Raw genomic sequence first — 14,348 nt, forward strand, 5'->3', positions numbered from 1 at the left:
CACAGGTCGAACTCGCCCAGGCCGCGGGCGTACAGGAGGACACGATCGCCTCCGTCGAGCAAGGCAGGCGCTCCCTGGTCCCGGATCTGGCGGAGCCCGCGGCCCGCCGCCCGCCGGACGGCTATCCGCGGCGGCGCGCCACCTCGTACAGCACGATGCCCGCCGCGACACCGGCGTTGAGCGACTCCGCGCCGCCCGGCATCGAGATCCGTACCCGGTAGTCGCAGGTCTCGCCGACGAGACGGCCGAGGCCCTTGCCCTCGCTGCCGATGACGATGACGACGGGGCCCGCCAGCTGCTCCAGGTCCTCGACCGTGTGCTCGCCGTCGGCGGCCAGGCCGACGACGGTGAGGCCCGCCTTCTGGTAGCCCTCCAGGGCGCGGGTGAGGTTGGTGACCCGGGAGACGGGTGTGCGGGCCGCCGTGCCGGCGGAGGACTTCCACGCACCGGCGGTCATGCCGGCCGCGCGGCGCTCGGGGACGACCACGCCGTGGCCGCCGAACGCGGAGACCGAGCGGACGATGGCGCCGAGGTTGCGCGGGTCGGTCACCCCGTCGAGGGCGACGATCAGCGGGTCCTCGTTGTTGTCGTACGCGGCGGCGGTGAGGTCCTCCGGGTGCGCGTACTCGTACGGCGGGACCTGGAGGACGAGGCCCTGGTGGTTCAGGCCGTTCGTCATCCGGTCCAGCTCGGGGCGCGGGGCCTCCATCAGGTTGATGTTGCCGCGCTCGCTCGCGAGCTTGAGGGCGTCGCGGACGCGCTCGTCGTTGTCGATGTACTGCTGGACGTAGAGGGTGACGGCGGGCACGCCGTCGCGCAGGGCCTCGTAGACCGGGTTGCGGCCGACGACCATCTCCGAGGTGCCCTTGACGCCGCCGCGCCGGGGGGCGGGGCGGCGGGCGGCGGCCTGCTTGGCCTGGGCGTTGGCGACCCGGTTCTTCTTGTGTCCCTTACGGACGGAGGCCGGCGGCGTCGGTCCCTTGCCTTCGAGACCACGGCGTCGCTGGCCACCGCTGCCGACCTGCATGCCCTTCTTGTTGGACGTGCGGCGGTTCCTGCGTTGGCTGTTCCCGGCCATGATCTACCTGTTTCGTTGCTTTCAGACGTACGTATGTATAAGGAAAGTGTGCCGCCCGGATCGCCGGGCGGCACAATCTCACTGCTCGGAGCGGGTGCTCAGCGCGGTCCCAGCGTCCACCGGGGGCCGGTGGGGCTGTCCTCGATGACGAGGCCGGACTGGTTGAGCTGGTCGCGGATGGCGTCGGCGGCGGCCCAGTCCTTGCGGGCGCGGGCGGACTGCCGCTGGTCGAGGACGAGGCGCACGAGGGTGTCGACGACGCCGTGCAGGTCCTCGCCCCGGTCGCTCTCGCCCGCCCAGTGCGGGTCGAGCGGGTCGAGGCCGAGGACGCCGAGCATGGCCCGGACCTCGGCGAGGCGGTCGACCGCGGCTTCCTTGTCGTCGGCGGCCAGTGCGCTGTTGCCCTGGCGGACGGTGGTGTGGATGATCGCGAGCGCCTGGGGAACGCCCAGGTCCTCGTCCATCGCCTCGGCGAAGGCGGGCGGCACCTCGGCGGCGGGGGCGACGACCTCGCCGGCCTTCTCGGTGACGCGCTGGACGAAGCCCTCGATCCGCGCGAACGCGGACTCGGCCTCGCGCAGGGCCTCCTCGCTGTACTCGATCATGGACCGGTAGTGCGGGGTGCCGAGGTAGTAGCGCAGGACGATCGGGCGCCAGTGCTTGACCATCTCGCTGACGAGGACGGAGTTGCCCAGCGACTTGGACATCTTCTCGCCGGACAGGGTGACCCAGCCGTTGTGCACCCAGTACTTCGCGAACTGGTCGCCGTAGGCCTTGGCCTGGGCGATCTCGTTCTCGTGGTGGGGGAAGATCAGGTCGATGCCGCCGCCGTGGATGTCGAAGGCGGGGCCCAGGTACTTGTGGGCCATCGCGGAGCACTCCAGGTGCCAGCCGGGCCGGCCGCGGCCCCAGGGCGTCTCCCAGCTGGGCTCGCCCGGCTTGGTGGTCTTCCACATGGCGAAGTCACGCTGGTCGCGCTTGCCGGTCTCGCCGTCGCCGGAGGGCTGGCGCAGATCGTCCAGCTCCTGGTTGGAGAGTTCCAGATAGCTGGGCAGGGAGCGCACGTCGAAGTAGACGTTGCCGTCGGCCTCGTAGGCGTGACCGCTCTCGATGAGGCCGCGCATCATCTCGATCATCTCGGGAACGTGGCCGGTGGCGCGCGGCTCGTAGGTGGGCGGCAGGCAGCCCAGCGCGTCGTAGCCGTCGTTGAACGCGCGCTCGTTCTCGTAGCCGATCGACCACCACGGGCGGCCCTGGTCGGCGGACTTCGCGATGATCTTGTCGTCGATGTCGGTGACGTTCCGGATGAACGTGACGTCGTAGCCGCGGTACGTGAACCAGCGGCGCATGATGTCGAAGTTCAGGCCCGAGCGGATGTGGCCGATGTGCGGTGCTGCCTGGACAGTGGCGCCACAGAGGTAGATCGAGACGCAGCCCGCTGTGAGCGGGACGAAGTCACGGATCTGCCGGGCGTTGGTGTCGTGCAGGCGAATAGTCACGCCTCAAGGGTAGTAGGCCCGCACCAGTGCCCCGCGACCCTTGGGGATCGCGGGGACAACTTTCTGGTACCGGGATGCCCCGGAACGGCCCTGGAAGGGCTCGGAGAGCGTTCTCACGCCCCCGGTGGGACCTAGAGGCGGCCGACGATCTTGCGCGGGGAGACGCGGACGACGACGCGGGGGTCGTCGGCGGCGGAGTCCGGGTTGAACTCCGCGTACGGCTTGCCGGTGTACTTCACCGACAGTTCGTCGATCAGTTCCTGCCCGCCGTCCGTCGTCAGCGTCGCCTCGCCGCGGATCTCGGCGTAGGTGTACGGGTTGTCGAAGGGCTGGACGACCACGGTGACGCGCGGGTCGCGGCGGAGGTTCTTCTCCTTGCGGCGGCCGACGGTGGTGGAGATCAGGAGGTCGTCGCCGTCGCGCTTGACCCAGACGGGGGTGACCTGGGGGCTGCCGTCGGGCTGGATGGTGGCGATGTTGACGAACACGGGGCTGTCGAGCAGGTTCTTGAGCTCGGCGGAGAGTGCGGCGGTCATCGTTACGGCCTCCTGTGCGCTGCGGGTCGGTCCTTCGTCCAGTGCTGCTCCTACCCCGCAACCGCGCGCGTTCGCCGATCCTTCCCGCCCCGGCCCGCCGGAAGGGTGAACGCGAGCGCCGCCCCGGTCAGCGGGATCGCCGCGAGCACCGCCCACCGCACGGGCGCGGGCGCGTCGAGCAGGGCGCCGGTCGCCGCGCTCCCCGCGAGGACGGCGATCCCGGAGACGGAGGACAGGGCCCCGGTGGCCAGCCCGAGCTGCCGGTCCTCGACCAGGTCGGGCACCAGGCCCCGGGCGGCGGGGACCAGCAGCATCTGGCCCAGGGTCAGCAGGACGACGAGCGTCGCGCCGGGCAGAAGGCCGCCGGGTCCTGCCGGGGTGAGCGGTACGGCGGCGAACCCGGCGGCGACGATGGCGAGGCCGGTGACGAGCGCGGTGCGCGGGGCGATCCGGTGGGCGGACCAGCGGGTCAGCGGCAACTGGGCGACGACGACGAGCAGCGAGGACAGGGCGAAGAGCCAGCCGAGCGCGGCCCCCGATCCGGTGGCCCGTTCCACCTCGACGGGCAGCGAGAGATAGAGCTGGTTGTAGGCGACGAGGTAGCTGCTGTACGCGAGGCAGAGCAGGAGGAACGCCCGGTTGGTGAAGACCGCCCGCCACGGCGACCGTTCCGGTGGGGCCGTACGGGTGACGGCGTCCGGCGCCTGTGCCTCCCCCCGTCCTCGTACGGGGTCGGCCGCGGGTTCCCGTACGGGGGCGGCGCGCGGCATCAGGCGGGCGTGCCCGGCCAGTACGGCGACGAAGACGGCGGCCCCGGCGAGGCAGGCGGCCCGGAAGCCGCCGCCGAGCAGCAGGAGCAGGGAGCCGAGCAGCGGTCCGATGAACGCTCCGGCCTGCCCGGCGGCGGAGAACAGGGCGAGGACGTGGGCGCGCGGGGCGCCGGTGGCCTGTTCGTGCCGGACGGCCTCGCGGGCGGCCTCGGACTCGACGGCCGGGGAGAACAGCGCGGCGGCGAAGCCGATGAGGAGGACGGCGGCGATGACGGTGGCCGTGGATCCGGCGAGGGCGAGCCAGCCGAATCCGGCGATCCGCAGGGCGCAGCCCGCCAGCACGACGGGGCGCGGGCCGTAGCGGTCGGTGAGGGCGCCGCCGACGACGAACAGGCCCTGCTGGCTGAAGGTGCGCAGCCCGAGGACGAGGCCGACGAGCCAGCCCGCCATGCCGAGGCCGCTGCCGAGGTGGGTGGCCAGGTAGGGCAGGACGGCGTAGAAGCCGATGTTGAAGGCGAACTGGGTGGCGGTGAGGAGCCGGAGGTAGGGGGTGGGGGCGCTCGCGAGCCGGGGCCTGCGGTTCGCCCTGGTGGGGGCGGCGGCTTGCGCGGGTGCGGGCGCGCCGGCGGGCAGGGGCTCGTCGGCCTTCGCGGGCACGGGCCGGTTCACTTCAGGCCTGCCGGGGTGCGCCCGCGCACCGCGGCCGAGGTGAGGACGGCCAGGGTGCCGAGGACGGCGAGGGCGGCGGCGGGGGCGAGGACGGCCCAAGGGGCGCGTTCGGCGTACGGCATGTTCTCCGACAGCATCCGGCCCCACTCCGGTGCCGGGGCCTGCGTGCCGAGGCCGAGGAAGCCGAGGGAGGCGAGGGCGAGCGCGATGGCCGGGATGCGGAGCAGGGCGTGGCGCACCACGGGCGGGAGGACTCCGGGCAGGAGGTGGCGGCGCAGGAGGTGGGCCCGGTCCGCGCCGAGGGCCGCGGCGGCGGCGAGGTGCGGGGCGGCTTTCTCCTGGGTGTACAGGGCGGCGGTGTGGGCGGCGAGCGGGGCCCAGGCGACGGCGGCCACGGCCGCTGAGGCGCCCCAGGGGCCCGGGCCGGCGATACCCGCGACGACGAGGCCGGCGAGGACGGCGGGGAGCGCGTTCGCCGTCTCGGTGAGCGCCCCGGCGCGCAACGCTCCGAGGAGCAGCCCGAGCATCAGGGTGACGGCTCCGACCGCGACGGCCGCCAGTGCGGTGCGGGCCGTGCCGTGGCCGAGGCGGGCGAGGACGTCGCGGCCGAGGTTGTCGGTGCCGAAGGGGTGTGCGGCGGAGGGGCCGGCGAGGCGGGCGGCCGTGTCGACGTGGAGCGGGTCGCGCAGGAGGCCCGCGACGGTGACGGCGATCAGGAGGCCGCCGAGGACGAGGGCGGCGAGGGCGAGCGCGCGGCGGCCGGGCAGCCGGGGCGCGACGAGGGCGGGGAGCGCGCGGTCGGTGAGCGCGGGGCCGAGCAGCACGCGGACCGCGAGGCGGGAGAGGAGGCCCGCGGCGACGCCGAGGAGCAGCAGGACCAGGACGGTCGACTGGAGGACGGGCAGGTCCTGGGCGAGGGCGGCGGCCAGGGCCGTACCGCCGAGGCCCGGGATGGCGTACAGCGTCTCGACGGCGACCGCCCCGCCGGTCAGCCCGACCGCGACCAGGCCGAGTTGGGGCAGCAGGCCCGGCAGCGCCCGGCGCAGGGCGTGCCGGGCGATGGTGCGGCCGGGCAGGCCGTTCGCGGCGGCGGCCCGGGCCCAGGGTTCGGCGAACGCGCCGGGCAGGGCGTCGTCCAGCAGCCGGCCGAGCAGCGCCCCGGCGGGGACGCCCATGGCGAGCGCGGGCAGCACGAGCTGGTCGGGGGCGCCCCAGCCGAGCGCCGGGAACCACCCGAGGTGCACGGCGAACACCGTGGCCAGTACGGCGGCGAGCAGGAACTCGGGCAGTGCGGCGAGGACCGCGGCGCCCGCTCCGGCGCGCACGCGGACGATCCGGCGCGCGGCCCCGCGCCGGAGGGTGGCGGCGCTCAGCGCGAGGGCGAGGAGCAGGGCGACGGCGAGCGAGGCGGCCATCAGGGTGAGGGAGTTGCCGAGCGCGGCGGCCACGTCGGGTCCGACGGGCTGCCCGGAGACCCAGGAGGCACCGAGGTCGCCGCGTACGAGTCCGCCGAGCCAGCCGCCCAGGACGTGCCACGGCCCGCCGTCGAGCCCGGTCTCGGCGCGGATCGCGGCGAGGGTCTCGGGGGTCGGGGCCCGGTCGGCGTAGCGGGCGTGCAGGATCGTGCGGGCCGGGTCGGTCCGGGTCAGCCAGGGCAGCAGCCCGATCACCGCGACGACGGCGAGCAGCGCGCCGAGCCGTCCGGCGAGGTACTTCACGCGGTCACCCGACGCGGGTGTCGGCGGTGATGAGGGTGCGCTCCATCGGGTCGAGGGCGACGCCCTGGACGCGGGTGTCGTCGTAGCCCTGCACGAAGCGTTCGTGGACGAGCGGGATGAGGGCGTCGGAGCCGAGGATCGCGGCCTCGGCGGTCATCTCGGCCCGGTGGCGGGCGTCGGTGTCGGCGAGGGCTGCGGCCTTGTCGACGGCGGCGTCGACGGGGTTCGCGCAGAGCTGGGTGATGTTGAAGCTGCCGTCGCAGGTGAAGTCGGAGGCGAGGTAGGAGACCGGGTCGGCGGTGTCCAGGAGGGTGTTGCGGGCCTGGATGAACGCGTCGTACTTCCCGGCGAGCGCGTCGGCCTCCAGCTGCGCGTAGTCGCGGACGACCTGCTTGACGGTGAAGCCGCTCTTCTCCAGCTGCTGCTGGACGACGGTGGCGGCCTCGGGCAGCTCGGGCCGGTTGGTGTAGGTGGCCAGCACGATCGCGGACGTCTTGCTCACCTCGGCCGGGGCGGCGGCTTTCGCGCGGCCGGTGGGGGCGGTGCGCAGGTCGGCGGCCCACGGGACGCCGGGGCCCAGCAGCCCCTGGGCGGCGTCGGCGCGCCCTTCGTAGACGCCGTCGACCAGGGCCTTGGGGTCGATGGCCTCGCGGGCGGCGGCGCGCATCGCCGGGTCGGCGAAGACGCCGCGTCCGGTGTTGAGGGAGAGGCCGTTGGTGCGGGCGGAGGGGAACTCGTGGACCAGGCCGTCGCCGAGCAGCGAGGCCTGGGAGATCGGTACGTACTCGGCGACGTCGACGTCCTTGGTCCGCAGCGCGTTGGCGCGGGCGGTGCCGTCGGCGACGAACTTCACGTCGACGCCGGGGGCCTTCGCCCTGCCGCCCCAGTAGGTGTCGTTGCGCTCCAGGGTGGCGCTGACCGCGCCGTTGACCTCGGTGAGGGTGAAGGGTCCGGTGGCGTGCCCGGCGGGGTTCACCTTGGAGGCGTCCTTGTACGCGGCGGCGGACAGGATGCTCAGGGAGGGGTTGGCGAGCCGCTGGGGCAGCAGGGGGTCGGCGTCCTTGGTGGTGATCCGTACGGTGTCCGCGCCCGCGGCCGTGGGGGTGAGCGTGGTGTCGGACAGCACCCGGGGCTTGGGGGACGCCTTCTGCGCGGCGGCCAGCGAGCGGACCACGGCGGCGGCGTCGAGCTTCGTCCCGTCCTGGAAGACGGCGTCCTCGCGGACGGTGAACTCCCAGGTCTTCTCGCCGTCGCGCTTCCAGGTGGCGGCGAGCGCGGGCCGGGCCTCCCCGTTCCGGTCGAGCCGGGTGAGCCCTTCGACGACGGCGAGCCGACTCAGGGTGACGGCGTCGTCGCCGTACGGGGACATGGCCTGGGCGGGCGGGAAGGCCATGGCCACCTTCAGCCGCTGGGCCTCGCCGGAGCCGCCGGAGTCCGTGGACGAGGTGCAGGCGGTGGCGACGGGCACGAGGAGCATGGCGGCGGCCAGGGGCAGCGCGACGCGGCGGCGGGGAAGGCGGGGGCGGGAGGCGGGCATGGCGACGACCTTATATGAAAACGATTGTCATCTAACGGGCGGGGTGGTGCGGGTCGAGGCGCCGACGGGAACGGGGACGGCCCGGGGCATCGGCAGCTCGAAGTGGACGATCCCCTGCCCGCCCCCGGGCAGCGCCCGCTCGTCGCACACCTCGCGGGCCAGCGAACGCCAGAAGGGCTCGGCGCCCGGCACGGCGGGGTCGGTGTGCAGGTACAGCGCCTCGTAGCCCCCGGCCCGGGCGGCGAACTCCGCCAGCTCGCGCACCAGTCGCCGGGCCAGTCCGTGCCTGCGGTGCTCGGGGCGCACATAGATCCGGCAGAGCTGCGCGGTGGTCCCGGAGGGGAAGCGCTCGGCGACCCACGGAGGATTGGGCGGCGCCTGCGGCCCCCGGTCGCGCACGGCCCCGGTGGCGACGATCTCGCCGCGGTGCTCGACGACGAGCAGGGTGCAGCGCTCGGGGCGCAGATAGGCGGCCCGGGGGTCGATGATGTCGGCGTGCCAGCGGGGTACGTAGCCGGACTTCAGGTCGCGGTAGACGGTGTCGAGCATCACGGCCCGCGCTCCGCCGAGGTCGTCGGCTGTGGCGGTGCGCAGGACGTATCCGGCGTCCGGGTGGCCGTCGTGGGCGGTCCGGTCGCCGGTCCGGTCTGCGTGTGTCCCCGCCCCCGCCATCACCGTGGTCGCACTGGTCACCGGTACCACTTCCGCCTCCTCCTTCACTTCGCTTGCATCTTCAGCGTACGTGCAAGTGATGTGCAGGAGGAGGCGGGCCGGGGGCCGCCCGGGCGTCAGGCGGTGCGGTAGACCAGAGCGGTCGCGATGCCGGCGATGCCCTCGCCGCGGCCGGTGAAGCCGAGCCCGTCGGAGGTGGCGGCGGAGAGCGAGACCGGGGCACCCACGGCGTCGGACAGCACCTTCTGCGCCTCCTCGCGCCGCTTGCCGATCTTCGGGCGGACGCCGACGACCTGGACGGCGACGTTCCCGATCTCGAAGCCTTCGGCGCGGACGATCCGGGCGGCCTCGGTGAGCAGCGTGACGCCCGCGGCCCCGGACCACTCGGGGCGGCCGGTGCCGAAGTGCTGCCCGAGGTCGCCGAGGCCGGCGGCCGAGAAGAGCGCGTTGCAGGCGGCGTGCGCGACGACGTCGGCGTCCGAGTGGCCGGCCAGCCCGGGCCCCTCGCCCTCCCACTTCAGGCCCGCGCACCACAGCTCGCGGCCCTCTTCGAAGGCGTGGATGTCGGTGCCGATGCCGACGAGCGGGATGACGGGGGCGGGGGCTCCCGCCCCGGGGTCTCCCGCCCCGGGGTCTCCCACGCCGGGGCTTCCCGCGCCGGGGTTCTCAGAAACCATCGTTGGCCCTCCTGCGGGCGAGTACCGCCTCGGCCAGCACCAGATCGAGCGGCCGGGTCACCTTGAACGCCTCCTCGTGGCCGGGGACGACGACCACGGGCGCGCCGAGCCGTTCCACCATGCCCGCGTCGTCCGTGGCGCCCTCGCCGTCGACCGCGACCTCGGCGTGGGCCCGGACCAGCGTGTCCCGGTCGAAGCCCTGCGGCGTCTGCACCGCGCGCAGTCTGGCCCGTACGGGGGTGGCGAGCACCGGCTCCGGCTCTCCGGGCGTACCGGCGGGCTCCACCTCCTTGACGGTGTCCGCGAGGGGCAGCGCGGGAACGACGGCGGGCGCTCCGTCCCGTACGGCCAAGGCGACGGCGTCGACCGTGTCCACCGGCACCAGGGGGCGGGCGGCGTCGTGGACCAGGACGACGGAGATGTCCTCGGGCAGCGCGTCGAGGCCCAGCCGGACGGACTCCTGGCGGGTCTCACCGCCCGGCACCACCAGATAGTCGGTGCGCTCGGGCAGCGCGTGTTCGTCGAGGAGGTGCTTCACCTCGGGCGCGCCGTCCGGCGGGGCGACGACCACGACGAGGGAGACGGCCCGGGACGCGGCCATGGCGCGAATGGCGTGGATCAGCATGGGCGTCCCGCCGAGCGCCCGAAGGGCCTTGGGCGCGCCCGGCCCGAGCCGCACGCCCCGTCCGGCCGCGGGGATCACCGCGGCGGTACGGGGAGGGCGCGGCCGGTCGGTCGGGGGTGGCGTCGATGACATCGGTTGCACTCCGAAGGTCCGAGAAGGTCCGAAGGTTCGGCAGGTTTGTTTCCACGACCGACATGGGTAGGGGCCCAGCGAGCCGGGCGTGACGCCCTGGGCTCGCACCGGGCCCCTTCCGTGACACCCGGTCGAGCGCAGGTCGCCTCGGGGGCTCACGCAGCACGGTGGCCGTCCTTCACCGACGGCCACCGCGTACGCGGATCACACCGCGCGCACGGGGCTACCGGCAGTCGGGCACCGGGTGCGGGTCCGAACATGCCGCAGCGCCCGACGACACAGCGTGAAAAAGGCTGGTCAGCGGGCACCGCGGCACATTCATACAACCGGTGCGCTCCGGCCGCACGAGCCGGAGTAATCCAGTTTTCAGGACGCGAGGACCTCGTCGAGCAGAGCCTCGGCCTTGTCCTCGTTCGTGTTCTCCGCGAGAGCGAGCTCGCTCACCAGGATCTGGCGGGCCTTGGCGAGCATGCGCTTCTCTCCTGCGGAGAGACCGCGCTCGCGCTCCCGACGCCACAGGTCACGCACTACTTCGGCGACCTTGATGACATCGCCGGAGGCGAGCTTTTCGAGATTTGCCTTGTAGCGCCGGGACCAGTTCGTCGGCTCTTCTGCATACGGTGCGCGCAGCACCTCGAAGACCCGGTCCAGCCCGTCCTGCCCGACCACGTCGCGCACGCCCACGAACTCCGCATTGTCCGCCGGTACACGAACCGTCAAGTCGCCCTGGGCGACCTTGAGCACCAAGTAGGTCTTGTCCACGCCTTTGATCTGGCGAGTTTCGATAGCCTCGATCAGCGCGGCCCCGTGATGGGGATAGACCACGGTGTCGCCAACCTTGAACGTCATGTGACAGGTACCCCTTCCGTGGCTATCCAGAGTAACACGAGAACCGCATCTCCTGAATGGCGTTTTCGCAGGTCAGGGCATATCTCGGGGCTTGACAACAGCAACACGAACGTGCTGCGGAAGGGTTCCGGAAGACGGTATTCGCAGGTCGGAGCCGCTGTGCGCCCGGAGCGAAACAGCCGCGCCACACAGCCCCGAAGCCCTACAGAAGAGGACGAAAGTCCCGTTTTGTCGCTTTCGAGATGCCCATCATTCCGTACTCCGTTCGGTGATCGCTCACCCGTACGGACGTAACTGTCCGGCCGCAATGAAATTGATCAAGCCACATGAGGCCCGGCCCCTTTCCGTCGCGAAGCCGGGAATGGCGAAGAAACGACCACGACGCCACGACGCGTGCAGAAGAATTGATCACGCGGATTACGTGAACGGCACATGGCGTACCCGCCGGTAGAACATCTCTCGGCCCCATCGGAGGATGTACCGCCGAGGCCTCCCGGCCCCTGCCTCGCCACGCCTGGAGAACATCCCTCACCATGCCCCGGGGACCCCCCTCGCCATCCCCCGGGGGAACGCCCCTCACCGCCCCGGGGGAAGAGCCGGAGCGCGTAGGGGCGGGTCGGGTGCGGGGCGGGTGCGGCGGCTCGGTAGCCTAAGGCCGCTGACACACCCTTAGGGCGGCTTTACACCACCGCTCGACACACCACCGCTCGACGACTGACGTCCGAAGTCCGCAGTCCGACTCGTTCAAGGAGTTGCCGCCGCCGTGAGCCGCAGCCTTCGACACGGCGCCCTCGCCGCCGCCGCCACCGTGATCTCGATCGTCTCTCTGTCCGCGTGCGCGGCGGGCAACAACGCCGAGACGCTCAAGATCAGGCCGGACAACCCGGCCACCACGGTGGGCGACATCAAGATCCAGAACGTGAACGTGCTCACGCAGCCCGAGGGCGGCGCGGACGGCCCCGCCGTCGTCGCCGCGACGCTGTTCAACGAAGGCACCGAGCGCGAGGTGCTGGAGTCGGTCACGCTGCCCGGCAGCGACGTCGAGGTGAAGCTCCAGGCCGCCAAGGGCGACGGCCCCGTCGTGGTCCCGGCCGGCGGCCAGGTCACGCTCGGCGGCAAGGGCAACGCCGCCGCCGTGATCGAGAACAGCGGCGAGGCGGCACGCAACGGCGACGTCCAGCAGGTCGTCTTCAAGCTCAGCCGGACCGGCGATGTCGGCCTCGGCGCCAGCGTCTTCCCGGCCGAGGGCTTCTTCAAGGACTTCGGCCCCAGCCCGAAGGCGGAGGCGCCCGCGCCGAAGCCGACGCCGTCGGGCAGCGCGTCCGGCGAGGGGGAGACCCCCGGCGCGGCCGAGGGCGAGACGTCCGGCACACCGGAGAACGGCGCCGGCACCGAAGGCGCCCAGGGCGAGACCGGCGCGCAGGGCGAGACGGGCACCCAGGGCACGGGCGACGCGGGCGACGCCGCCTCGGTGCCCGCGGCCGACTGACGCGGAACCACTCCGCCCGTAGTGACGCGACCACGGGCGTACAGCACGCCGAAGGGGCGCTTCCCGGCCGGGAAGCGCCCCTTCGGCATACCGCGGGCGGGCGGCGTCCCGCTCGGCGTCCTTCGGTTTACGGCTCGAACTTGTACCCCAGGCCCCGTACGGTGACGAGGTAGCGCGGGGCGCCCGGGTCGGGCTCGATCTTGGCGCGCAGGCGCTTCACGTGGACGTCGAGGGTCTTGGTGTCGCCGACGTAGTCCGCGCCCCAGACCCGGTCGATGAGCTGCATTCGGGTCAGCACCCGGCCCGCGTTGCGCAGGAGCATCTCCAGCAGGTCGAACTCCTTGAGCGGGAGGTCGACCTTGCCGCCGGAGACGGTGACCACGTGCCGGTCCACGTCCATCCGGACGGGGCCCGCCTCCAGGGCGGCCGGGGTGACCTCCTCCGGCTCGCCCCGGCGGCGCAGGACGGCCCGGATGCGGGCGACGAGCTCCCGGGAGGAGAACGGCTTGGTGACGTAGTCGTCGGCTCCTATTTCCAGCCCGACGACCTTGTCGATCTCGCTGTCCTTGGCGGTGACCATGATCACCGGAACGTTGGAGCGGCTGCGGAGCTGGCGGCACACCTCGGTGCCGGGCAGGCCGGGCAGCATCAGGTCGAGCAGGACCAGGTCGGCGCCGTTGCGCTCGAACTCGTCCAGCCCGTCGGGGCCGGTCGCCGCGATGGCGACCTCGAAACCTTCCTTGCGCAGCATGTAGGACAGGGCGTCGCTGAAGGATTCCTCATCCTCGACGACAAGCACTCGGGTCACGGAAGAGCCTCCGGGGCAGGGAAGGGGTCAAAGGTGTCGGTCTCGTACGGCCCCTCGTCGTCGCCGTTGACGATAAGCGGTCCGCCGGTGGTGCGCTCCCTCGCGGCGCCCGATTCGGGCAGCCGGAGGGTGAAGGTGGAGCCCTGTCCCTCGGAGCTCCAGACGGTGACCTCCCCGCCGTGCGAGGCGGCCACGTGTTTGACGATGGCGAGGCCGAGACCGGTGCCACCGGTGGCCCGTGAGCGGGCCGGGTCGACGCGGTAGAACCGCTCGAAGACCCGTTCGCGGTCCTTCTCGGAGATGCCGATCCCCTGGTCGGTGACGGCTATCTCGATGAGGTCCCCGCCCGGTGAGGCGATGCGGCGTGCGGCGATGCCGACGCGGGTGTGGGCGGGGCTGTAGTTGACGGCGTTCTCGACGAGATTGCCGAGCGCGCCGACGAGCTGGCCGCGGTTGCCCCAGACTTTGAGGCCCTCAGCGCCCGCGGAGGCCATGGTGATCTGCTTCGAGCCGGCCTGCTGGCGGCAGCGGTCGATCGCCTCGGCGACCAGCGTCTCCACCTTGACCGGCTCGGCGTCCTCCAGCGGGTCGTCGTTCTGCACCCGGGAGAGGTCGATGAGCTCCTGGACGAGGTTGGTCAGCCGGGTCGCCTCGATCTGCATCCGCCCGGCGAACCGCTCCACCGCCTCCGGGTCGTCGGAGGCGTCCATGACCGCTTCGGAGAGCAGGGAGAGCGCTCCGGTCGGCGTCTTCAGCTCGTGGCTGACGTTGGCGACGAAGTCGCGCCGTACCGCTTCTATCCGGCGGGCCTCGGTGAGGTCCTCGACCAGCAGCAGCACCAGCCGCGAGCCCAGCGGGGCGACCCGGGCGGAGACCGCGAGGGTGTCCCCCCGGCCCGTGCCGCGCCGGGGCAGGTCCAGCTCGCCCTGCCGTATCTCTCCGTCCCGCCGGGTGTCCCTGGCCATGTTGAGCATGGGTTCGACGGCCAGCCGGCCGCCTCTGACCAGGCCCAGGGCGTACGCCGCCGAGCTGGCCTTCACCACGCCGTCGCTCTCGTCGAGGACGACGGCGGAGGAGCTGAGAACGGAGAGGACGGTGTCCACCCCGGGGGGCAGGGGCGCGTTGTTGTCCGGCCGCAGCGACGTACGCGTGGGCCGTTTCAGGTCGCGTTCGCTCCAGCGGAACGCCAGCATGGCGATCACACCGGTCAACAGCCCGGCGATCGCTGCAGCTGCGGCGACCGCCGCGTTCACGTCCATGCTTCAAGGTTATGCGGGTGCGACGACTCC

The 14,348-nt window shown here is 72.9% G+C and carries 13 protein-coding genes and 1 pseudogene; 2 read left to right on the forward strand and 12 right to left on the reverse strand.

The genetic code is table 11. The features are described 5' to 3' along the window. Positions 1-95 (forward strand): annotated as a pseudogene (locus AB0F29_RS39305) (transcriptional regulator); the annotation flags it as partial. A 26-nt stretch (positions 96-121) separates the two neighbouring features. Here AB0F29_RS39305 and rlmB read toward each other — a convergent pair. The 10 genes from rlmB to AB0F29_RS39355 all read right to left on the reverse strand — a co-directional run bounded on the left by rlmB (position 122) and on the right by AB0F29_RS39355 (position 10,762). After that, the gene (rlmB, locus tag AB0F29_RS39310) at positions 122-1,078 is read right to left on the reverse strand and encodes a 23S rRNA (guanosine(2251)-2'-O)-methyltransferase RlmB (RefSeq protein ID WP_018959802.1); all 957 of its coding nucleotides are present in this window, start codon (positions 1,076-1,078) and stop codon (positions 122-124) included. Positions 1,079-1,176: 98 nt separating this feature from the next. Further along, positions 1,177-2,577, reverse strand: coding sequence for a cysteine--tRNA ligase (cysS, locus tag AB0F29_RS39315; protein ID WP_361883166.1), 1,401 nt, complete (start codon positions 2,575-2,577; stop codon positions 1,177-1,179). A gap of 131 nt (positions 2,578-2,708) precedes the next feature. Further along, complete coding sequence (locus AB0F29_RS39320; protein ID WP_361883169.1) at positions 2,709-3,113, reverse strand: PPOX class F420-dependent oxidoreductase; 405 nt, start codon at positions 3,111-3,113, stop codon at positions 2,709-2,711. 50 nt (positions 3,114-3,163) lie between these two features. Further along, positions 3,164-4,540: an MFS transporter gene (locus AB0F29_RS39325; protein WP_361883172.1), complete on the reverse strand. Its 1,377-nt coding sequence runs from the start codon at positions 4,538-4,540 to the stop codon at positions 3,164-3,166. A gap of 8 nt (positions 4,541-4,548) precedes the next feature. Continuing rightward, a complete protein-coding gene (locus AB0F29_RS39330; protein WP_361883175.1) occupies positions 4,549-6,270 on the reverse strand; it encodes an ABC transporter permease subunit in 1,722 nt (573 codons plus the stop codon). Between the two features lie 4 nt (positions 6,271-6,274). Next, on the reverse strand, positions 6,275-7,807 hold the full coding sequence (locus AB0F29_RS39335; RefSeq protein WP_361883177.1) for an ABC transporter substrate-binding protein: 1,533 nt from the start codon (positions 7,805-7,807) through the stop codon (positions 6,275-6,277). A gap of 27 nt (positions 7,808-7,834) precedes the next feature. Continuing rightward, positions 7,835-8,356 (reverse strand): GNAT family N-acetyltransferase, encoded by a 522-nt coding sequence (locus tag AB0F29_RS39340; RefSeq protein ID WP_361883247.1) that lies wholly within the window; start codon positions 8,354-8,356, stop codon positions 7,835-7,837. Between the two features lie 239 nt (positions 8,357-8,595). Beyond that, complete coding sequence (ispF, locus tag AB0F29_RS39345; protein WP_361883179.1) at positions 8,596-9,156, reverse strand: 2-C-methyl-D-erythritol 2,4-cyclodiphosphate synthase; 561 nt, start codon at positions 9,154-9,156, stop codon at positions 8,596-8,598. Next, the gene (gene ispD, locus AB0F29_RS39350; protein ID WP_361883182.1) at positions 9,146-9,913 is read right to left on the reverse strand and encodes a 2-C-methyl-D-erythritol 4-phosphate cytidylyltransferase; all 768 of its coding nucleotides are present in this window, start codon (positions 9,911-9,913) and stop codon (positions 9,146-9,148) included. The genes ispF and ispD overlap by 11 nt, the downstream gene beginning before the upstream one ends. Positions 9,914-10,279: 366 nt before the next feature. After that, positions 10,280-10,762: a CarD family transcriptional regulator gene (locus AB0F29_RS39355; protein WP_003953493.1), complete on the reverse strand. Its 483-nt coding sequence runs from the start codon at positions 10,760-10,762 to the stop codon at positions 10,280-10,282. A 763-nt stretch (positions 10,763-11,525) separates the two neighbouring features. Between AB0F29_RS39355 and AB0F29_RS39360 the strand changes: the two genes are divergently transcribed. Next, complete coding sequence (locus AB0F29_RS39360) at positions 11,526-12,251, forward strand: DUF461 domain-containing protein (RefSeq protein WP_361883185.1); 726 nt, start codon at positions 11,526-11,528, stop codon at positions 12,249-12,251. Positions 12,252-12,378: 127 nt separating this feature from the next. Here the strand turns inward: AB0F29_RS39360 and AB0F29_RS39365 are convergent, their stop codons facing one another. Together AB0F29_RS39365 and AB0F29_RS39370 are read right to left on the reverse strand one after the other, a co-directional pair. Continuing rightward, positions 12,379-13,059, reverse strand: a complete 681-nt coding sequence (locus AB0F29_RS39365; RefSeq protein WP_003968183.1) for a response regulator transcription factor — start codon at positions 13,057-13,059, stop codon at positions 12,379-12,381. Continuing rightward, positions 13,056-14,318: an ATP-binding protein gene (locus AB0F29_RS39370; RefSeq protein WP_361883189.1), complete on the reverse strand. Its 1,263-nt coding sequence runs from the start codon at positions 14,316-14,318 to the stop codon at positions 13,056-13,058. The genes AB0F29_RS39365 and AB0F29_RS39370 overlap by 4 nt, the downstream gene beginning before the upstream one ends. Positions 14,319-14,348 lie beyond the last annotated feature (30 nt).

The sequence above is a fragment of the Streptomyces sp. NPDC026589 genome, from assembly GCF_040638385.1.
In the GTDB taxonomy this organism is placed as follows: Bacteria; Actinomycetota; Actinomycetes; order Streptomycetales; family Streptomycetaceae; genus Streptomyces.

Bases quoted from the DNA above. Each gene is read 5' to 3' on its own strand.
- AB0F29_RS39355 (WP_003953493.1), bottom strand. From the start codon at position 10,762: ATGACGTTCAAGGTTGGCGACACCGTGGTCTATCCCCATCACGGGGCC.
- ispD (WP_361883182.1), bottom strand. From the start codon at position 9,913: ATGTCATCGACGCCACCCCCGACCGACCGGCCGCGCCCTCCCCGTACC.
- AB0F29_RS39320 (WP_361883169.1), bottom strand. From the start codon at position 3,113: ATGACCGCCGCACTCTCCGCCGAGCTCAAGAACCTGCTCGACAGCCCC.
- AB0F29_RS39370 (WP_361883189.1), bottom strand. From the start codon at position 14,318: ATGGACGTGAACGCGGCGGTCGCCGCAGCTGCAGCGATCGCCGGGCTG.
- ispF (WP_361883179.1), bottom strand. From the start codon at position 9,156: ATGGTTTCTGAGAACCCCGGCGCGGGAAGCCCCGGCGTGGGAGACCCC.
- AB0F29_RS39335 (WP_361883177.1), bottom strand. From the start codon at position 7,807: ATGCCCGCCTCCCGCCCCCGCCTTCCCCGCCGCCGCGTCGCGCTGCCC.
- rlmB (WP_018959802.1), bottom strand. From the start codon at position 1,078: ATGGCCGGGAACAGCCAACGCAGGAACCGCCGCACGTCCAACAAGAAG.
- AB0F29_RS39340 (WP_361883247.1), bottom strand. From the start codon at position 8,356: ATGCTCGACACCGTCTACCGCGACCTGAAGTCCGGCTACGTACCCCGC.